The sequence below is a fragment of the Pseudomonas koreensis genome (genome assembly GCF_036668835.1).
Taxonomy (GTDB): Bacteria; Pseudomonadota; Gammaproteobacteria; order Pseudomonadales; family Pseudomonadaceae; genus Aquipseudomonas; species Aquipseudomonas koreensis_I.
The window spans coordinates 11,858-29,545 of sequence record NZ_JAZEVW010000013.1; the positions used below are offsets into that span (position 1 = coordinate 11,858).

At 55.1% G+C, this 17,688-nt stretch carries 25 protein-coding genes; all 25 read left to right on the top strand.

Annotated features, from left to right (window positions below; all coding sequences use genetic code 11):
• Window positions 1-11 precede the first annotated feature (11 nt).
• Window positions 12-4,211: a DNA-directed RNA polymerase subunit beta' gene (rpoC, locus tag V6F91_RS25275; RefSeq protein ID WP_332769295.1), complete on the top strand. Its 4,200-nt coding sequence runs from the start codon at window positions 12-14 to the stop codon at window positions 4,209-4,211.
• 216 nt (window positions 4,212-4,427) lie between these two features.
• Window positions 4,428-4,799 carry a 30S ribosomal protein S12 gene (gene rpsL, locus V6F91_RS25280; protein ID WP_003186084.1) on the top strand — a complete coding sequence of 124 codons (372 nt, stop codon included), beginning with the start codon at window positions 4,428-4,430 and terminating at the stop codon, window positions 4,797-4,799.
• Window positions 4,800-4,906: 107 nt separating this feature from the next.
• Window positions 4,907-5,380 (top strand): 30S ribosomal protein S7, encoded by a 474-nt coding sequence (gene rpsG / locus V6F91_RS25285; protein ID WP_016772941.1) that lies wholly within the window; start codon window positions 4,907-4,909, stop codon window positions 5,378-5,380.
• Window positions 5,381-5,410: 30 nt separating this feature from the next.
• Entirely contained in the window at window positions 5,411-7,516 is a 2,106-nt protein-coding gene (gene fusA, locus V6F91_RS25290) for an elongation factor G (RefSeq protein WP_090286772.1), read from the top strand.
• A gap of 31 nt (window positions 7,517-7,547) precedes the next feature.
• The gene (gene tuf, locus V6F91_RS25295; RefSeq protein ID WP_024014521.1) at window positions 7,548-8,741 is read left to right on the top strand and encodes an elongation factor Tu; all 1,194 of its coding nucleotides are present in this window, start codon (window positions 7,548-7,550) and stop codon (window positions 8,739-8,741) included.
• 156 nt (window positions 8,742-8,897) lie between these two features.
• Window positions 8,898-9,209, top strand: a complete 312-nt coding sequence (gene rpsJ / locus V6F91_RS25300; RefSeq protein WP_003186070.1) for a 30S ribosomal protein S10 — start codon at window positions 8,898-8,900, stop codon at window positions 9,207-9,209.
• Window positions 9,210-9,289: 80 nt separating this feature from the next.
• Window positions 9,290-9,925: a 50S ribosomal protein L3 gene (gene rplC, locus V6F91_RS25305; RefSeq protein WP_003228738.1), complete on the top strand. Its 636-nt coding sequence runs from the start codon at window positions 9,290-9,292 to the stop codon at window positions 9,923-9,925.
• 12 nt (window positions 9,926-9,937) lie between these two features.
• Window positions 9,938-10,540: a 50S ribosomal protein L4 gene (gene rplD, locus V6F91_RS25310; protein ID WP_003228735.1), complete on the top strand. Its 603-nt coding sequence runs from the start codon at window positions 9,938-9,940 to the stop codon at window positions 10,538-10,540.
• On the top strand, window positions 10,537-10,836 hold the full coding sequence (gene rplW, locus V6F91_RS25315) for a 50S ribosomal protein L23 (protein ID WP_002555488.1): 300 nt from the start codon (window positions 10,537-10,539) through the stop codon (window positions 10,834-10,836). Before rplD ends, rplW begins: the two co-directional genes overlap by 4 nt.
• 14 nt (window positions 10,837-10,850) lie before the next feature.
• Window positions 10,851-11,675, top strand: a complete 825-nt coding sequence (gene rplB / locus V6F91_RS25320) for a 50S ribosomal protein L2 (RefSeq protein WP_003228734.1) — start codon at window positions 10,851-10,853, stop codon at window positions 11,673-11,675.
• A 16-nt stretch (window positions 11,676-11,691) separates the two neighbouring features.
• Window positions 11,692-11,967, top strand: a complete 276-nt coding sequence (gene rpsS / locus V6F91_RS25325; RefSeq protein ID WP_011336172.1) for a 30S ribosomal protein S19 — start codon at window positions 11,692-11,694, stop codon at window positions 11,965-11,967.
• An 11-nt stretch (window positions 11,968-11,978) separates the two neighbouring features.
• Window positions 11,979-12,311, top strand: coding sequence for a 50S ribosomal protein L22 (gene rplV, locus V6F91_RS25330; RefSeq protein ID WP_003103908.1), 333 nt, complete (start codon window positions 11,979-11,981; stop codon window positions 12,309-12,311).
• A 13-nt stretch (window positions 12,312-12,324) separates the two neighbouring features.
• Window positions 12,325-13,011: a 30S ribosomal protein S3 gene (gene rpsC / locus V6F91_RS25335; protein WP_003176422.1), complete on the top strand. Its 687-nt coding sequence runs from the start codon at window positions 12,325-12,327 to the stop codon at window positions 13,009-13,011.
• A 12-nt stretch (window positions 13,012-13,023) separates the two neighbouring features.
• Window positions 13,024-13,437 carry a 50S ribosomal protein L16 gene (gene rplP, locus V6F91_RS25340; RefSeq protein ID WP_003228729.1) on the top strand — a complete coding sequence of 138 codons (414 nt, stop codon included), beginning with the start codon at window positions 13,024-13,026 and terminating at the stop codon, window positions 13,435-13,437.
• Window positions 13,437-13,628, top strand: coding sequence for a 50S ribosomal protein L29 (gene rpmC / locus V6F91_RS25345; protein ID WP_002555481.1), 192 nt, complete (start codon window positions 13,437-13,439; stop codon window positions 13,626-13,628). Before rplP ends, rpmC begins: the two co-directional genes overlap by 1 nt.
• A gap of 2 nt (window positions 13,629-13,630) precedes the next feature.
• Window positions 13,631-13,897, top strand: a complete 267-nt coding sequence (rpsQ, locus tag V6F91_RS25350) for a 30S ribosomal protein S17 (protein ID WP_003194644.1) — start codon at window positions 13,631-13,633, stop codon at window positions 13,895-13,897.
• A gap of 23 nt (window positions 13,898-13,920) precedes the next feature.
• Complete coding sequence (gene rplN, locus V6F91_RS25355) at window positions 13,921-14,289, top strand: 50S ribosomal protein L14 (RefSeq protein ID WP_002555479.1); 369 nt, start codon at window positions 13,921-13,923, stop codon at window positions 14,287-14,289.
• Between the two features lie 11 nt (window positions 14,290-14,300).
• On the top strand, window positions 14,301-14,615 hold the full coding sequence (gene rplX / locus V6F91_RS25360) for a 50S ribosomal protein L24 (protein WP_003186046.1): 315 nt from the start codon (window positions 14,301-14,303) through the stop codon (window positions 14,613-14,615).
• 20 nt (window positions 14,616-14,635) lie between these two features.
• On the top strand, window positions 14,636-15,175 hold the full coding sequence (gene rplE, locus V6F91_RS25365; protein WP_003210069.1) for a 50S ribosomal protein L5: 540 nt from the start codon (window positions 14,636-14,638) through the stop codon (window positions 15,173-15,175).
• Between the two features lie 13 nt (window positions 15,176-15,188).
• Window positions 15,189-15,494, top strand: a complete 306-nt coding sequence (gene rpsN / locus V6F91_RS25370) for a 30S ribosomal protein S14 (protein ID WP_003228726.1) — start codon at window positions 15,189-15,191, stop codon at window positions 15,492-15,494.
• A 209-nt stretch (window positions 15,495-15,703) separates the two neighbouring features.
• On the top strand, window positions 15,704-16,096 hold the full coding sequence (gene rpsH / locus V6F91_RS25375) for a 30S ribosomal protein S8 (RefSeq protein ID WP_016772944.1): 393 nt from the start codon (window positions 15,704-15,706) through the stop codon (window positions 16,094-16,096).
• 12 nt (window positions 16,097-16,108) lie between these two features.
• The gene (gene rplF / locus V6F91_RS25380; protein ID WP_007966176.1) at window positions 16,109-16,642 is read left to right on the top strand and encodes a 50S ribosomal protein L6; all 534 of its coding nucleotides are present in this window, start codon (window positions 16,109-16,111) and stop codon (window positions 16,640-16,642) included.
• 10 nt (window positions 16,643-16,652) lie between these two features.
• Complete coding sequence (gene rplR / locus V6F91_RS25385) at window positions 16,653-17,003, top strand: 50S ribosomal protein L18 (RefSeq protein WP_003186037.1); 351 nt, start codon at window positions 16,653-16,655, stop codon at window positions 17,001-17,003.
• A 3-nt stretch (window positions 17,004-17,006) separates the two neighbouring features.
• Entirely contained in the window at window positions 17,007-17,507 is a 501-nt protein-coding gene (gene rpsE / locus V6F91_RS25390; RefSeq protein WP_007955637.1) for a 30S ribosomal protein S5, read from the top strand.
• A gap of 2 nt (window positions 17,508-17,509) precedes the next feature.
• Window positions 17,510-17,686 carry a 50S ribosomal protein L30 gene (rpmD, locus tag V6F91_RS25395; RefSeq protein ID WP_003176408.1) on the top strand — a complete coding sequence of 59 codons (177 nt, stop codon included), beginning with the start codon at window positions 17,510-17,512 and terminating at the stop codon, window positions 17,684-17,686.
• Window positions 17,687-17,688 lie beyond the last annotated feature (2 nt).

Below are 17,688 nucleotides of genomic sequence, written 5' to 3' on the forward strand. Positions count from 1 at the left end.
GAGGAAAGGCCTTGAAAGACCTACTGAATTTGCTGAAAAACCAGGGTCAAGTCGAAGAGTTCGACGCCATCCGTATCGGATTGGCATCGCCTGAGATGATCCGTTCGTGGTCGTTCGGTGAAGTTAAAAAGCCGGAAACCATCAACTACCGTACGTTCAAACCTGAGCGTGACGGCCTGTTCTGCGCCAAGATCTTTGGCCCGGTAAAGGATTACGAGTGCCTGTGCGGTAAGTACAAGCGCTTGAAGCACCGTGGTGTGATCTGCGAGAAGTGCGGCGTTGAAGTTGCACTGGCCAAGGTTCGTCGTGAGCGCATGGCTCACATCGAACTGGCTTCGCCGGTTGCCCACATCTGGTTCCTGAAATCGCTGCCGTCGCGTATCGGCTTGCTGATGGACATGACCCTGCGTGATATCGAACGCGTTCTCTACTTCGAGAGCTATGTCGTTATCGATCCAGGCATGACCACCCTTGAAAAAGGTCAGCTGCTGAACGACGAGCAGTACTTCGAAGCGCTGGAAGAGTTCGGTGACGACTTTGACGCCCGCATGGGTGCTGAAGCTGTCCGCGAACTGCTGCACGCTATCGACCTGGAGCACGAGATTGGCCGCCTGCGCGAAGAAATTCCGCAAACCAACTCCGAAACCAAGATCAAGAAGCTGTCCAAGCGTCTGAAGTTGATGGAAGCCTTCCAGGGTTCCGGCAACCTGCCAGAGTGGATGGTGCTGACCGTTCTGCCGGTTCTGCCGCCAGATCTGCGTCCACTGGTCCCGCTGGATGGCGGTCGTTTCGCGACTTCCGACCTCAACGATCTGTATCGTCGAGTGATCAACCGTAACAACCGTTTGAAGCGCCTGCTGGATCTGTCCGCACCGGACATCATCGTGCGCAACGAAAAGCGTATGTTGCAGGAAGCTGTCGATGCACTGCTCGACAACGGTCGTCGTGGCCGCGCTATCACCGGTTCGAACAAGCGTCCTCTGAAATCCCTGGCTGACATGATCAAGGGTAAGCAGGGTCGTTTCCGTCAGAACTTGCTCGGTAAGCGTGTTGACTACTCCGGTCGTTCGGTTATTACCGTAGGCCCGACCCTGCGTCTGCACCAGTGCGGTTTGCCGAAGAAAATGGCTCTCGAGCTGTTCAAGCCGTTCATTTTCGGCAAGCTGGAAATGCGCGGTCTGGCGACCACCATCAAAGCGGCCAAGAAAATGGTCGAGCGCGAGCTACCAGAGGTTTGGGACGTTCTCGCTGAAGTGATTCGCGAACACCCGGTCCTGCTCAACCGTGCACCGACCCTTCACCGTCTGGGTATCCAGGCGTTTGAACCGGTACTGATCGAAGGCAAGGCTATCCAGCTGCACCCGCTGGTCTGCGCCGCGTACAACGCCGACTTTGACGGCGACCAAATGGCCGTGCACGTACCGCTGACACTGGAAGCCCAGTTGGAAGCGCGTGCGTTGATGATGTCGACCAACAACATTCTGTCGCCAGCCAACGGTGAGCCAATCATCGTTCCATCGCAGGACGTTGTATTGGGTCTGTACTACATGACTCGTGAAGCGATCAACGCCAAAGGCGAAGGTCGTGTGTTCGCGGATCTGCAGGAAGTTGACCGTGTATTCCGTGCCGGCGAAGCCGCACTGCACGCCAAGGTCAAGGTTCGTATCAACGAAACCGTCAACGACCGTGACGGCAACAGCGTGAGCGGTACCCGTATCGTCGACACCACTGTCGGCCGTGCGCTGCTGTTCCAGGTTGTGCCAAAAGGTCTGTCGTACGACGTCGTCAACCTGCCGATGAAGAAAAAGGCGATCTCCAAACTGATCAACCAGTGCTACCGCGTGGTTGGTTTGAAAGAGACCGTTATCTTTGCTGACCAGTTGATGTACACCGGTTTCGCTTACTCGACCATCTCCGGCGTTTCCATCGGTGTTAACGACTTCGTTATCCCGGACGAGAAAGCCCGCATCATCGGTGCTGCCACCGACGAAGTGAAAGAGATCGAGAGCCAGTACGCCTCCGGCCTGGTAACCCAGGGCGAGAAGTACAACAAAGTGATCGACCTCTGGTCGAAAGCGAACGACGAAGTTTCCAAGGCAATGATGGCCAACCTCTCGAAAGAGAAGGTTATCGACCGTCACGGCGTTGAAGTCGATCAAGAGTCTTTCAACTCGATGTACATGATGGCCGACTCGGGTGCGCGGGGTTCCGCAGCACAGATTCGTCAGCTGGCCGGTATGCGTGGTCTGATGGCCAAGCCGGACGGTTCCATCATTGAAACGCCGATTACTGCGAACTTCCGTGAAGGTTTGAGCGTACTTCAGTACTTCATCTCCACTCACGGTGCTCGTAAAGGTCTGGCGGATACCGCGTTGAAAACCGCGAACTCCGGTTACCTGACTCGTCGTCTGGTAGACGTGGCGCAGGATCTGGTAGTAACCGAGATCGATTGCGGCACCGAGCACGGTCTGCTGATGACTCCGCACATTGAAGGCGGTGACGTTGTAGAGCCGCTGGGTGAGCGCGTATTGGGTCGTGTTATTGCCCGTGACGTGTTCAAGCCAGGTACCGAGGACGTTATCGTTCCTGCCGGCACCCTGGTAGATGAAAAGTGGGTCGAGTTCATCGAGCTGAACAGCATCGACGAAGTGATCGTGCGTTCGCCGATCAGCTGCGAAACCCGCTATGGCATTTGCGCCAAGTGCTACGGCCGTGATCTGGCTCGTGGTCACCAGGTGAATATCGGTGAAGCGGTCGGCGTTATCGCTGCCCAGTCCATCGGTGAACCGGGTACCCAGCTGACCATGCGTACGTTCCACATTGGTGGTGCGGCAAGCCGTACTTCCGCAGCCGACAGCGTTCAGGTGAAGAATGGCGGTACCGTCCGTCTGCACAATCTGAAGCACGTTGAGCGAGTGGATGGCCACTTGGTAGCTGTGTCCCGTTCCGGTGAGCTGGCGATCGCTGATGACTTCGGTCGTGAGCGCGAGCGTTACAAGCTGCCGTACGGTGCCGTGATTTCGGTTAAAGAAGGTGACAAGGTCGACGCTGGCGCAATCGTGGCCAAGTGGGATCCGCACACTCACCCGATCGTTACCGAAATGAAAGGTACCGTGACCTACGTGGGCATGGAAGAAGGCATCACGATCAAGCGTCAGACTGACGAATTGACCGGTATGACCAACATTGAAGTACTCGACGCTAAAGATCGTCCAGCTGCCGGCAAGGAAATCCGTCCTGCAGTGAAGATGGTCGACGACAACGGCAAGGATCTGTTGCTGCCAGGCACTGACGTTATCGCTCAGTACTTCCTGCCAGCCAACGCCCTGGTCGGTGTGGCGGACGGTGCGAAGATTGCGATCGGTGATGTTATCGCTCGTATCCCGCAAGAAACTTCGAAGACCCGTGACATCACCGGTGGTCTGCCGCGTGTTGCCGACCTGTTCGAAGCCCGTCGTCCGAAAGAGGCGTCGATTCTGGCTGAAGTCAGTGGCACCATCGCGTTCGGTAAAGAGACCAAGGGCAAGCGCCGTCTGGTCATTACCCCGAACGACGGTAGCGATCCGTACGAAGAGCTGATTCCGAAGTGGCGTCACCTGAACGTGTTCGAAGGCGAACAGGTCAACCGCGGCGAAGTTATCTCCGACGGCCCGAGCGATCCACACGACATCCTGCGTCTGCTGGGTGTGAGTGCGCTGGCCAAGTACATCGTCAACGAGATCCAGGACGTTTACCGTCTGCAAGGCGTGAAGATCAACGACAAGCACATCGAGACCATCCTGCGTCAGATGCTGCGTAAAGTTGAGATTTCCGAATCTGGCGACTCCAGCTTCATCAAGGGCGACCAGATGGAACTGACTCACGTTCTGGTAGAGAACGAGCGTCTGAGCACGGAAGACAAGTTTGTCTCCAAGTTCACTCGCGTTCTGCTGGGTATCACCAAGGCGTCGTTGTCCACCGAATCGTTCATCTCGGCGGCTTCCTTCCAGGAAACCACCCGTGTACTGACCGAGGCGGCAGTCACCGGCAAGCGCGATTACCTGCGCGGCCTGAAAGAAAACGTCGTCGTGGGTCGTCTGATCCCGGCGGGTACCGGTCTGGCTTATCACAGCGAGCGCAAGCGTCGCCGTGATGCAGACAAGCCGTTGCGCGTAAGCGCCAGTGAAGTGGAAGCTGCACTGACCGAAGCACTGAACTCGAGCGGTAACTGAGTTCTGCGGTAAATGAGCGTAAGGCCCTGATCGCTCCGTTCGTCGAATCGAGACATTATGTTCAGATTCGAGGGGCGGGGAGGTCGGGGCCTTGCCTTGACTGGGGACAAGATCCTCTTTAGACTCTTGATCCCCTAAATTTGGCGGGAATTCGTTCCTGCCATTTTGCTTTTCTTGCAAGACAATAGCGTCGCAAGACAACAGTGGAGCTAGTAGATGGCAACTATCAACCAGCTGGTACGTCAGCCGCGTAAGCGTATCGTCGAGAAATCCGACGTACCTGCGCTGCAGAACTGCCCGCAACGTCGTGGCGTGTGCACCCGTGTGTACACCACCACGCCGAAAAAACCTAACTCGGCACTGCGTAAAGTATGCCGTGTGCGTCTGACCAACGGTTTCGAGGTTTCCTCGTACATCGGTGGTGAAGGCCACAACCTGCAAGAGCACAGCGTGGTACTGATCCGCGGCGGTCGTGTAAAAGACTTGCCAGGTGTTCGTTACCACACCGTTCGCGGCTCCTTGGATACTTCCGGCGTTAAAGGCCGTAACCAGGGTCGTTCGAAGTACGGTACCAAGCGTCCGAAGTAATCGGCCGTTTTGCAGTTTTTAATTTTATTGAGTCGATAAGAGTAAGGTCGGGCACGCATCCTCTGGATCTGTCCCGAGCTAACCTGAAGACCGCTTGAGGGCTTATCATGCCAAGACGTCGCGTAGCAGCAAAGCGTGAGATTCTGGACGATCCGAAATACGGAAGCCAGATCCTCGCCAAATTCATGAACCACGTTATGGAAAGCGGCAAGAAAGCCGTTGCCGAGCGTATCGTTTATGGTGCCCTGGAAACCGTTGCGGCCCGTAAGGCTGGCACCGATCCCCTGGAACTCTTCGAAAAAGCACTCGACGCCATCGCTCCGCTGGTCGAAGTGAAGTCGCGCCGCGTTGGTGGTGCTACTTACCAGGTTCCGGTCGAGGTTCGTCCTTCCCGTCGTAACGCTCTGGCAATGCGCTGGTTGGTAGACTTCGCCCGTAAGCGTGGCGAGAAGTCTATGGCTCTGCGTTTGGCTGGCGAACTGCTGGATGCTGCTGAAGGTAAAGGTGCTGCTGTTAAGAAGCGTGAAGACGTGCACCGTATGGCCGAAGCCAACAAAGCTTTCTCGCACTACCGCTTCTAATTTTAGCTTCACTAATTTTGCGAGGGCTTTATGGCTCGTACTACTCCGATTAGCCGCTACCGTAACATCGGTATCGTCGCTCACGTGGATGCTGGTAAAACCACCACCACCGAGCGCGTACTGTTTTACACCGGCAAAAGTCACAAAATGGGCGAGGTGCATGATGGCGCCGCGACCACAGACTGGATGGTTCAGGAGCAGGAGCGTGGTATTACCATTACTTCTGCTGCCATTACCGCCTTCTGGAAAGGTTCCGAGAAGCAGTACCCGCACGAACACCGCTTCAACGTAATCGATACCCCGGGCCACGTAGACTTCACCATCGAAGTTGAACGTTCCCTGCGCGTACTCGACGGCGCTGTCGTTGTATTCTGCGGTACTTCGGGTGTTGAGCCGCAGTCGGAAACCGTATGGCGTCAAGCCAACAAATACGGCGTTCCACGTCTTGTTTACGTAAACAAGATGGACCGTGCCGGTGCCAACTTCCTGCGCGTGATCGGTCAGATCAAACAGCGTCTGGGTCACACTCCGGTGCCGATCCAGCTGGCTATCGGTTCCGAAGACAACTTCCAGGGTCAGATCGATCTGATCAACATGCAAGCTGTCTACTGGAACGACTCTGACAAGGGTATGGTCCCTGTTCGCAAGGACATCCCTGCCGAGCTGCAAGAGCTGGCTGAAGAGTGGCGCAACAACATGGTTGAAGCTGCCGCTGAAGCCAACGAAGAGCTGATGAACAAGTACCTGGAAGGCGAAGAGCTGTCGATCGAAGAGATCAAGGCTGCTTTGCGTCAGCGTACTATCGCCGGCGAAATCGTTCTGGCCGTTTGCGGTTCTTCGTTCAAGAACAAGGGTGTTCCCCTGGTTCTCGACGCCGTTATCGATTACCTGCCTGCTCCGACCGACATTCCTGCGATCAAGGGTTCCAACCCTGATAACGAGGAAGAGGAAATGGAGCGTCACGCAAGCGATGACGAGCCGTTTGCTGCTCTGGCGTTCAAGATTGCTACCGACCCATTCGTAGGTACTCTGACCTTCGTTCGCGTTTACTCGGGCGTGTTGAACTCCGGCGACGGCGTGATCAACTCGGTCAAGGGCAAGAAAGAGCGTGTGGGTCGTATGGTGCAAATGCACGCAAACGCCCGTGAAGAGATCAAGGAAGTGCGCGCTGGCGACATCGCGGCCCTGATCGGCATGAAGGACGTCACCACTGGTGAAACCCTCTGCAACGCTGACAAGCCAATCATCCTGGTTCGCATGGACTTCCCGGAGCCGGTTATTTCGGTTGCCGTAGAGCCCAAGACCAAGGACGACCAGGAAAAAATGGGTATCGCTCTGGGCAAACTTGCTCAGGAAGACCCGTCTTTCCGCGTTAAAACTGATGAAGAGACTGGTCAGACGATCATCTCCGGCATGGGCGAGCTGCACCTGGACATCCTGGTTGACCGGATGCGCCGTGAGTTCAACGTCGAAGCCAACATCGGCAAGCCTCAGGTTTCGTATCGTGAGCGCATCACGAAGAACTGTGAAATCGAAGGCAAGTTCGTTCGTCAGTCCGGTGGTCGCGGCCAGTTCGGTCACTGCTGGATCCGTTTTGCTCCTGCTGACGAAGGTCAGGAAGGTCTGCAATTCGTGAACGAAGTTGTAGGTGGTGTGGTTCCTAAGGAATACATCCCGGCTATCCAGAAGGGTATCGAAGAGCAGATGAAGAACGGCGTTGTTGCCGGCTATCCGCTGATCGGCCTGAAGGCTACCGTGTTCGATGGTTCTTACCACGACGTCGACTCGAACGAGATGGCGTTTAAAGTGGCTGCTTCCATGGCGACCAAGCAACTGGCCCAGAAGGGCGGTGGTGAGTTGCTCGAGCCGATCATGGCTGTAGAAGTTGTTACGCCTGAAGACTATATGGGTGATGTGATGGGCGACCTTAACCGTCGTCGCGGCATGATCCAGGGTATGGAAGACACAGTGTCCGGCAAGGTTATCCGTGCCGAGGTTCCACTGGGTGAGATGTTCGGTTATGCGACCGACGTTCGTTCCATGTCCCAGGGTCGCGCAAGCTACTCTATGGAATTCAAAAAATACGATACGGCTCCGTCGCACATCGTCGAATCCGTAACCAAAAAACAAGGCTGATTCAGCCCCTTTAGGCTAGGAGTTAATTGTCGTGGCTAAAGAAAAATTTGATCGTTCCCTACCGCACGTCAACGTTGGCACCATTGGTCACGTTGACCACGGTAAAACCACTCTGACCGCTGCTCTGACTCGCGTCTGCTCCGAGGTTTTCGGTTCGGCCGTCGTTGAATTCGACAAGATCGACAGCGCTCCAGAAGAAAAAGCTCGCGGTATCACCATCAACACCGCTCACGTTGAGTACAACTCGACTATTCGTCACTACGCTCACGTTGACTGCCCAGGTCACGCTGACTACGTGAAGAACATGATCACCGGTGCTGCCCAGATGGACGGCGCGATCCTGGTTTGCTCGGCCGCCGATGGTCCGATGCCACAAACCCGTGAGCACATCCTGCTGTCCCGTCAGGTAGGCGTTCCGTACATCGTGGTTTTCCTGAACAAGGCTGACCTGGTAGACGACGCTGAGCTGCTGGAACTGGTTGAGATGGAAGTTCGTGACCTGCTGTCGACCTACGACTTCCCGGGTGACGACACTCCGATCATCATCGGTTCGGCTCGTATGGCGCTGGAAGGCAAAGACGACAACGAAATGGGCACCACTGCCGTTCGTAAACTGGTTGAAACTCTGGATACCTACATCCCAGAACCAGTTCGTATGATCGACAAGCCATTCCTGATGCCAATCGAAGACGTGTTCTCGATCTCGGGTCGCGGTACTGTTGTGACTGGTCGTATCGAGCGCGGTATCGTTCGCGTTCAGGACGCTCTGGAAATCGTTGGTCTGCGTGACACCACCACCACCACCTGCACCGGTGTTGAGATGTTCCGCAAACTGCTCGACGAAGGTCGTGCTGGCGAGAACTGCGGCGTTCTGCTGCGTGGTACCAAGCGTGACGACGTTGAGCGTGGTCAGGTTCTGGTCAAGCCAGGTTCGGTCAAGCCGCACACCAAGTTCACCGCAGAAGTTTACGTTCTGAGCAAGGAAGAAGGCGGTCGTCACACTCCGTTCTTCAAAGGCTACCGTCCACAGTTCTACTTCCGTACTACTGACGTGACTGGTAACTGCGAGCTGCCAGAAGGCGTTGAAATGGTAATGCCGGGTGACAACATTCAGATGACTGTTACCCTGATCAAAACCATCGCGATGGAAGACGGTCTGCGTTTCGCTATCCGTGAAGGCGGTCGTACCGTCGGCGCCGGCGTCGTAGCCAAAATCATCGAGTAAGACTTATTTAAAGTCAGCTTGATGGATTGAAAAAGCCCCCGCTCAGCGGGGGCTTTTTTATTGGGTTGACACCTATCGGGGGCGTCTATAGAATTGCGCCTCCTTTTAACGGGCGTATTGCGCCCGGTGGGAATAGCAGCCGGAGTCTGAAATCCAATGCAAAATCAGCAAATCCGTATCAGGTTGAAGGCTTTTGACCATCGCCTGATCGACCAATCAACCCAGGAAATCGTGGAAACCGCGAAACGTACTGGTGCTCAAGTGCGTGGTCCAATTCCACTGCCTACCCGTAAAGAGCGGTTCACCGTTCTGGTTTCCCCGCACGTCAACAAAGACGCGCGTGACCAGTACGAGATCCGCACTCATAAGCGCGTTCTGGATATCGTCCAGCCAACGGATAAAACCGTTGATGCTCTTATGAAGCTTGATCTTGCGGCCGGTGTGGAAGTGCAGATCAGCCTCGGCTAAGACTCGGTCTTAGTCGTGTAACGCTCTGAAATGGGCGGCCATAGCGGGTGAAAGCCCCGTACACTCATGAGGTTTACAACATGACTATTGGTGTAGTCGGTCGTAAATGCGGTATGACCCGTATTTTCACCGAAGAAGGTGTCTCCATTCCGGTCACGGTCATTGAGATCGAGCCGAATCGCGTCACCCAGTTCAAAACTGAAGAGACCGATGGCTATCGTGCAGTGCAAGTCACTGTCGGCGAGCGTCGTGCTTCGCGTGTAACAGCAGCTCAGGCTGGCCACTTCGCTAAAGCGAACGTTGCCGCTGGTCGCACCACCATGGAATTCCGTCTTGAAGAAGGCGAGTACCAGGCAGGCGATCTGATCAACGCTGAAATCTTCGCCGCTGGTCAACTGGTTGATGTAACCGGTCAGTCCAAGGGTAAGGGCTTCCAGGGTACGATCAAGCGTTGGAATTTCCGCGGGCAAGATAACACCCACGGTAACTCCGTATCCCACCGCGTCCCAGGCTCTATCGGCCAGTGCCAGACTCCTGGTCGTGTATTCAAGGGCAAAAAAATGTCCGGTCATATGGGCGCTGAGCGCGTGACCGTGCAGTCCCTGGAAGTAGTGCGCGTGGACGCTGAACGCAATCTGTTGTTGGTCAAGGGCGCTGTTCCTGGCGCTACTGGCGGCAACCTGGTTGTACGTCCAGCAGCCAAGGCTCGCGGTTAAGGGGAAGCTGACATGCAATTAAATGTAAATGACGCTCAAGCGATCGAAGTTTCCGAACTGACATTTGGCGGCGAATTCAACGAGACGCTGGTTCACCAAGCAGTCGTGGCCTACATGGCCGGCGGCCGTCAAGGTAGCAAGCAGCAGAAGACCCGTTCCGACGTTCGTGGTGGCGGCAAGCGCCCATGGCGTCAGAAAGGTACTGGCCGTGCTCGTGCCGGTACTATCCGTAGCCCAATCTGGCGTGGCGGCGGTACCACTTTCGCAGCTCGTCCACAGGATCACTCCCAGAAGCTGAACAAGAAGATGTATCGCGCAGCAATGCGTTCCATCCTTGCTGAGCTGGTGCGTACTGATCGTCTGGTCGTGGTTCAGGATTTCGCTGTTGAAACTCCGAAAACCAAAGATCTGCTGGGCAAGCTGAACAACATGAGCCTGACCGATGTTCTCATCGTGTCGGACGCTGTTGATCAGAACCTGTACCTGGCTGCTCGCAACCTGCCTCACGTAGATGTACGTGACGTGCAAGGTTCCGATCCAGTTAGTCTGATCGCATACGACAAGGTGTTGATCACCGTGTCGGCCGTGAAGAAATTCGAGGAGCTGCTGGGATGAACCAGGAACGCGTATTTAAAGTTCTGCTTGGCCCGCACGTTTCCGAGAAGGCTACGGTTCTGGCAGACAAGAAAGGCCAGTTCGTTTTCAAGGTTGCTACTGACGCAACCAAGCTGGAAATCAAGAAGGCCGTCGAAAGCCTGTTCAGCGTGAAAGTAGAGCGCGTCACTACCCTGAATGTTCTGGGTAAGAGCAAGCGCACTGCTCGCGGTCTGGGCAAGCGTAATGACTGGAAGAAGGCAGTTATCTCCCTTCAGCCAGGCCAAGATCTCGATTTCAGCAGCAGTGCTGAGTAAGGAAGGGGTGCATCATGGCAATCGTTAAATGCAAACCGACTTCCCCTGGCCGCCGTTTTGTGGTCAAGGTGGTCAACCAGGAGCTGCATAAAGGCGCTCCTCACGCACCGCTGCTCGAGAAAAAATCGAAGACTGGTGGTCGTAACAACAATGGCCGTATTACCACTCGTCACATCGGTGGTGGTCATAAGCAGCATTACCGTATGGTCGATTTCCGTCGCAACGACAAAGATGGCATCGTCGCCACTGTCGAGCGTATCGAATACGATCCAAACCGTACTGCTCACATCGCACTGCTGTGCTACGCAGACGGCGAGCGCCGCTACATCATTGCCCCTAAAGGCGTGAGTGCTGGCGACCAGCTGATCGCAGGCGCTCTGGCTCCAATCAAGCCAGGCAACGCTCTGCAACTGCGCAACATTCCAGTCGGTTCTACCGTACACGGCATCGAATTGAAGCCAGGTAAAGGCGCACAGATCGCTCGTTCCGCTGGTGCTTCGGCTCAGCTGATCGCTCGTGAAGGTGTGTACGTTACCCTGCGTCTGCGTTCCGGTGAGATGCGTAAAGTCCTGGCTGAATGCCGTGCGACCCTGGGCGAAGTCTCGAACTCCGAGCACAGCCTGCGTTCGCTGGGTAAAGCTGGTGCCAAACGCTGGCGTGGCGTTCGCCCAACCGTTCGTGGTGTTGCCATGAACCCGGTTGACCACCCACATGGTGGTGGTGAAGGTCGTACCTCTGGTGGTCGTCATCCGGTATCGCCATGGGGCTTCCCGACTAAGGGCGCGAAGACTCGTGGTAATAAGCGTACCGACAAAATGATCGTCCGTCGTCGCAAGTAAATAGAGGGATACGACAGTGCCACGTTCTCTGAAAAAAGGTCCTTTTATTGATCTTCACCTACTGAAGAAGATCGAAGTGGCGGCGGAAAAGAACGATCGCAAACCAATTAAAACCTGGTCGCGTCGTTCCATGATCCTGCCACAAATGGTCGGTCTGACCATCGCAGTACACAACGGTCGTCAGCACGTCCCGGTTCTCGTTAACGAAGACATGGTCGGCCACAAACTGGGCGAGTTCGCCGGTACCCGCAACTATCGCGGGCACGTGGCTGACAAGAAAGCCAAGCGTTAAGGGGTAAGGAAATGGAAGTAGCCGCTAAGTTGTCGGGCGCTCGAATCTCCGCCCAGAAAGCCCGCTTGGTCGCCGACCAGATCCGCGGGAAGAAGGTGGGCGAAGCGCTCAACCTGTTGGCTTTCAGCAGTAAGAAAGCCGCCGAGATCATGAAAAAAGTGCTGGAGTCGGCCGTAGCCAACGCCGAGCATAACGAAGGCGCAGACGTTGATGACCTGAAGGTCAGCACCGTTTTCGTCAACGAAGGGCGTTCGCTGAAGCGCATCATGCCACGTGCCAAAGGCCGTGCTGATCGCATCGTCAAGCGGTCTTGCCATATCACTGTCAAGGTTGCTGACAAGTAACGGAGTCGAAGAGATGGGTCAGAAAGTACATCCCATTGGCATTCGCCTGGGAATCGTCAAGGAGCACACCTCCGTCTGGTACGCAGACGGTCGGACTTATGCGGACTACTTGTTCGCAGATCTGAAAGTGCGTGAGTATCTCCAAGACAAACTAAAAAGCGCGTCCGTAAGCCGTATCGATATCCATCGTCCGGCCCAAACTGCACGCATCACCATCCACACCGCTCGTCCAGGTATCGTTATCGGGAAGAAAGGTGAAGATGTTGAGAAACTGCGTCAGGACCTGACCAAGCAAATGGGTGTGCCTGTGCACATCAATATCGAAGAGATCCGCAAGCCGGAGCTCGACGGTATGCTGGTTGCGCAGAGCGTAGCTCAGCAGCTGGAGCGTCGCGTAATGTTCCGTCGCGCTATGAAGCGCGCAGTACAGAACGCCATGCGCATTGGTGCCAAAGGCATCAAAATCCAAGTGAGCGGTCGTCTCGGCGGTGCTGAAATCGCACGTACTGAATGGTATCGCGAAGGTCGTGTGCCATTGCACACCCTGCGTGCCGACATCGACTATGCCAACTACGAAGCTCACACCACTTACGGTGTGATCGGTGTAAAGGTTTGGATCTTCAAAGGCGAAGTTATTGGTGGTCGCCAAGAAGAACTGAAACCACAAGCACCAGCGCCTCGTAAAAAAGCTGCTAAGTAAGGGGTACGCCAAATGTTGCAACCAAAGCGTACGAAGTTCCGCAAGCAGATGACCGGCCACAACCGTGGTCTGGCACTGCGCGGTAGCAAAGTCAGCTTCGGCGAGTTCGCGCTGAAGTCTGTTGCTCGTGGTCGTCTCACCGCTCGTCAGATCGAGTCAGCGCGTCGTGCTCTGACCCGTCACGTAAAACGTGGCGGCAAGATCTGGATCCGTGTATTCCCGGACAAGCCGATCTCCAAAAAACCTCTCGAGGTTCGTATGGGTAAAGGTAAGGGTAACGTGGAGTACTGGGTTGCCCAGATTCAGCCAGGCAAAGTCCTGTATGAAATCGAGGGTGTTTCTGAAGAGCTGGCGCGTGAGGCTTTCGCCCTGGCTGCTGCAAAGCTGCCGCTCGCCACCTCCTTTGTTAAACGGACGGTGATGTGATGAAAGCGAATGAACTTCGTGAAAAATCCGCACAGCAGCTGAACGAGCAACTGCTCGGCCTGCTGCGCGACCAGTTCAATCTGCGCATGCAGAAAGCAACTGGCCAGTTGGGGCAGTCTCATCTGCTCTCGCAAGTTAAGCGTGACATCGCTCGCGTGAAGACTGTGCTCAACCAGCAGGCAGGTAAGTGATCATGGCTGAAGCCGAAAAAACTGTCCGTACGCTGACTGGCCGTGTTGTCAGCGACAAGATGGACAAAACCATCACCGTTCTGATCGAGCGTCGCGTTAAGCACCCGATCTACGGTAAATACGTTAAGCGTTCGACTAAGCTGCACGCGCACGACGAAACCAATCAGTGCCACATCGGCGACAAAGTCACTATTCGTGAAACTCGTCCGATGGCCAAGACCAAATCTTGGGCGCTGGTTGATGTTCTCGAACGCGCTGTGGAAGTCTAAGGGCTAGGGGTCGGAGAAATTATATGATTCAGACTCAATCCATGCTCGATGTGGCCGATAACAGCGGCGCTCGCCGTGTTATGTGCATCAAGGTGCTGGGTGGCTCCCATCGTCGTTACGCTGGTATCGGTGACATCATCAAAGTTACCGTGAAGGAAGCAATTCCTCGCGGTAAAGTGAAAAAAGGCCAAGTGATGACTGCTGTTGTAGTCCGCACTCGTCACGGCGTACGTCGTGCTGATGGCTCCATTATCCGCTTTGATGGCAACGCTGCTGTTCTTCTGAACAACAAGCAAGAGCCGATCGGCACCCGTATCTTTGGGCCAGTGACCCGTGAGCTTCGTACTGAGAAGTTCATGAAGATCGTCTCGCTCGCCCCAGAAGTGCTGTAAGGAGATCCGACATGCAAAAGATTCGTCGTGACGACGAGATCATCGTGATCGCCGGCAAAGACAAAGGTAAGCGCGGTAAGGTGCTGAAGGTTCTTGCTGACAACCGTCTGGTTGTTGGTGGTCTGAACCTGGTCAAGCGTCATACCAAGCCTAACCCGATGTCGGGCGTACAGGGCGGTATCGTCGAGAAAGAAGCGCCACTGCACGCTTCCAACGTCGCCATCTTCAACGGCGAAACCAACAAGGCTGACCGCGTTGGTTTCAAAGTAGAAGACGGTAAGAAAATTCGTGTCTTCAAGTCGACCCAAAAAGCGGTTGATGCTTGAACACTGCTAGGTAGAAGACCATGGCACGACTAAAAGAGATTTACCGGAAGGAAATCGCTCCGAAACTTAAGGAAGAACTTAAGCTTTCGAACGTGATGGAAGTTCCGCGCGTTACCAAAATCACCCTGAACATGGGTCTGGGCGAAGCGATCGGCGACAAAAAAGTCATCGAGCACGCTGTTGCTGACCTGGAAAAGATCACCGGCCAGAAAGTCGTTGTGACCTACGCTCGTAAATCCATCGCTGGCTTCAAAGTCCGCGAAGGATGGCCGATCGGCGTCAAAGTGACCCTGCGCCGTGAGCGTATGTACGAGTTCCTGGATCGTCTGCTGTCGATCTCCCTGCCTCGGGTTCGCGACTTCCGCGGCCTGAATGCCAAGTCCTTCGATGGTCGTGGCAACTACAGTATGGGCGTGAAAGAGCAGATCATTTTCCCGGAAATCGACTACGACAAGATCGATGCTCTCCGCGGTCTGGACATTACCCTGACCACCACTGCCAAGAACGATGATGAAGGCCGCGCTCTGCTGCGTGCTTTCAAATTCCCGTTCCGCAACTGATTGGAGTAGGAAAATGGCCAAGAAGAGCATGAAAAACCGTGAGCTGAAGCGTCAGCTCACCGTTGCCAAGTACGCCACCAAGCGTGCAGCGCTGAAAGCTATCATCGTCGATCTGAACGCAAGTCCAGAAGCGCGTTGGGAAGCTACCGTAGCTCTGCAGAAGCAACCACGTGACGCAAGCGCCTCGCGCATGCGTAACCGTTGCCGCCTGACTGGTCGTCCGCACGGCGTTTACCGCAAGTTCGGCCTTGGCCGTAACAAGCTGCGTGAAGCTGCAATGCGTGGTGACGTTCCAGGTCTGGTTAAAGCCAGCTGGTAATAGTCGTCAAAGCTTCGATGGTCCGGTTTGTAAAAACCTGACCATCGGTGCCTTGAATCTGAATCAAGCCCCTTTTGGGGCTTGATTCATTTCTGGGGTGTGTCTAGAATGACCGGCTCGCCTGAGCCCGTGTTTTTTCATGCCCGGAAGTTCTCGGCGACAAGTAGTAGCCGCAAGGCTAATTTTTCTGTATTAGGAGCGTCTAGCCCATGAGTATGCAGGACCCGTTAGCGGACATGCTAACTCGAATCCGTAATGCCCAGATGGCTGAAAAGTCTGTCGTAAGCATGCCGTCTTCCACGTTGAAGGCTGCTGTAGCAAAAGTCCTGAAGGACGAAGGTTACATCGCGGATTTTCAGATCACCACCGACGCCAAGCCGTCGTTGTCCATCTCGCTGAAGTACTTCGAAGGCCGTCCGGTTATCGAAGAAGTGAAGCGCGTTAGTCGTCCAGGCCTGCGTCAGTACAAGTCCGTTGAAGATCTGCCGAAAGTTCGTGGCGGTCTTGGCGTGTCTATCGTCTCCACCAACAAAGGTGTGATGACGGATCGTGCTGCGCGCGCTGCCGGTGTCGGCGGCGAAGTTCTTTGCACTGTGTTCTAAGGGGGGATAAGCATGTCTCGCGTCGCTAAGAACCCCGTTAAGCTGCCAGCCGGTGTCGAAGTCAAATTCGCAGGCCAACAGCTTTCGGTGAAGGGTGCCAAGGGTACTCTTGAACTGAACATCCATTCGTCCGTTGAGATCGTTGAAGAAGCTGGTGAGCTGCGTTTTGCTGCTCGCAACGGCGATCAACAAACTCGCGCAATGGCCGGTACCACGCGTGCGTTGGTAAACAACATGGTCCAGGGCGTAAGCCAAGGCTTCGAGCGCAAGCTCCAGCTGGTCGGTGTTGGTTACAAGGCGCAAGCAAAAGGTCAGGTTCTGAACCTGGCTCTTGGCTTCTCGCACCCAGTGGATTACGAACTGCCGCAAGGCATCACCGCTGAGACTCCTAGCCAGACCGATATCCTGATCAAGGGCATCGACAAGCAGCTGGTAGGTCAAGTGGCCGCTGAGATCCGCGACTTCCGTCCACCAGAGCCGTACAAAGGCAAAGGTGTGCGCTACGCGGACGAAGTCGTCCGTCGTAAAGAAGCCAAGAAGAAGTAGGGCATAGCAAATGACCGACAAAAAAGTTACTCGACTGCGTCGCGCTCGCAAAGCACGCCTGAAAATGCACGAACTCGAAGTCGTGCGTCTCTGCGTGTTCCGCTCGTCGCAGCACATCTACGCCCAGGTCATCTCGGCCGACGGCAACAAAGTCCTGGCAAGTGCCTCGACTTTGGATAAAGAACTGCGTGATGGTGCCACTGGCAACATCGACGCGGCCACAAAGGTTGGCCAGCTGGTCGCTACGCGTGCTAAGGCCGCTGGCGTATCGCAAGTGGCTTTCGACCGCTCTGGCTTCAAGTACCACGGCCGCGTTAAAGCGCTGGCTGATGCTGCTCGTGAAGCTGGGCTGGAGTTCTAAGTTATGTCAAATAACGACCAAAAGCGCGACGAAGGCTACATCGAGAAGCTGGTTCAAGTTAACCGCGTAGCCAAAACCGTTAAAGGCGGCCGTATCTTCACTTTCACCGCGTTGACCGTGGTTGGTGATGGTAAAGGGCGTGTTGGCTTCGGCCGTGGCAAGTCGCGTGAAGTGCCTGCTGCGATCCAGAAGGCAATGGAAGCTGCTCGCCGCAACATGATTCAAGTTGACCTGAACGGCACTACTCTGCAGTACGCAATGAAGTCCGCTCACGGCGCTTCGAAGGTGTACATGCAGCCTGCTTCTGAAGGTACCGGTATCATCGCTGGCGGCGCTATGCGTGCTGTCCTCGAAGTTGCTGGCGTTCAGAACGTTCTGGCCAAGTGCTACGGCTCGACCAACCCGGTAAACGTGGTTCACGCCACTTTCAAGGGTCTGAAGGCTATGCAATCTCCTGAGTCCATCGCTGCCAAGCGTGGTCTGCGTGTTGAGGAGATCAAGTAATCATGGCTACCGTTAAAGTAACGCTGATCAAAAGCATGACCGGCCGCATCCCTAACCACAAACTGTGCGTTAAGGGTCTGGGTCTGCGTCGCATCGGTCACACTGTAGAAGTCCAGGATACTCCCGAGAATCGCGGGATGATCAACAAGGCTTACTACATGCTGCGTGTCGAGGGTTAATC

Coding starts and splice junctions, on each gene's coding strand:
- rplW (WP_002555488.1), top strand. CDS start 10,537: ATGAACCAGGAACGCGTATTTAAAGTTCTGCTTGGCCCGCACGTTTCC.
- rplR (WP_003186037.1), top strand. CDS start 16,653: ATGACCGACAAAAAAGTTACTCGACTGCGTCGCGCTCGCAAAGCACGC.
- rpsJ (WP_003186070.1), top strand. CDS start 8,898: ATGCAAAATCAGCAAATCCGTATCAGGTTGAAGGCTTTTGACCATCGC.
- rpmD (WP_003176408.1), top strand. CDS start 17,510: ATGGCTACCGTTAAAGTAACGCTGATCAAAAGCATGACCGGCCGCATC.
- fusA (WP_090286772.1), top strand. CDS start 5,411: ATGGCTCGTACTACTCCGATTAGCCGCTACCGTAACATCGGTATCGTC.
- rpsQ (WP_003194644.1), top strand. CDS start 13,631: ATGGCTGAAGCCGAAAAAACTGTCCGTACGCTGACTGGCCGTGTTGTC.
- rplE (WP_003210069.1), top strand. CDS start 14,636: ATGGCACGACTAAAAGAGATTTACCGGAAGGAAATCGCTCCGAAACTT.
- rpsN (WP_003228726.1), top strand. CDS start 15,189: ATGGCCAAGAAGAGCATGAAAAACCGTGAGCTGAAGCGTCAGCTCACC.
- rpsC (WP_003176422.1), top strand. CDS start 12,325: ATGGGTCAGAAAGTACATCCCATTGGCATTCGCCTGGGAATCGTCAAG.
- rpsG (WP_016772941.1), top strand. CDS start 4,907: ATGCCAAGACGTCGCGTAGCAGCAAAGCGTGAGATTCTGGACGATCCG.
- rplB (WP_003228734.1), top strand. CDS start 10,851: ATGGCAATCGTTAAATGCAAACCGACTTCCCCTGGCCGCCGTTTTGTG.
- rplP (WP_003228729.1), top strand. CDS start 13,024: ATGTTGCAACCAAAGCGTACGAAGTTCCGCAAGCAGATGACCGGCCAC.
- rplC (WP_003228738.1), top strand. CDS start 9,290: ATGACTATTGGTGTAGTCGGTCGTAAATGCGGTATGACCCGTATTTTC.
- rplX (WP_003186046.1), top strand. CDS start 14,301: ATGCAAAAGATTCGTCGTGACGACGAGATCATCGTGATCGCCGGCAAA.
- rplF (WP_007966176.1), top strand. CDS start 16,109: ATGTCTCGCGTCGCTAAGAACCCCGTTAAGCTGCCAGCCGGTGTCGAA.
- rpsH (WP_016772944.1), top strand. CDS start 15,704: ATGAGTATGCAGGACCCGTTAGCGGACATGCTAACTCGAATCCGTAAT.
- rpsL (WP_003186084.1), top strand. CDS start 4,428: ATGGCAACTATCAACCAGCTGGTACGTCAGCCGCGTAAGCGTATCGTC.
- rplD (WP_003228735.1), top strand. CDS start 9,938: ATGCAATTAAATGTAAATGACGCTCAAGCGATCGAAGTTTCCGAACTG.
- rplN (WP_002555479.1), top strand. CDS start 13,921: ATGATTCAGACTCAATCCATGCTCGATGTGGCCGATAACAGCGGCGCT.
- rplV (WP_003103908.1), top strand. CDS start 11,979: ATGGAAGTAGCCGCTAAGTTGTCGGGCGCTCGAATCTCCGCCCAGAAA.
- rpmC (WP_002555481.1), top strand. CDS start 13,437: ATGAAAGCGAATGAACTTCGTGAAAAATCCGCACAGCAGCTGAACGAG.
- rpsE (WP_007955637.1), top strand. CDS start 17,007: ATGTCAAATAACGACCAAAAGCGCGACGAAGGCTACATCGAGAAGCTG.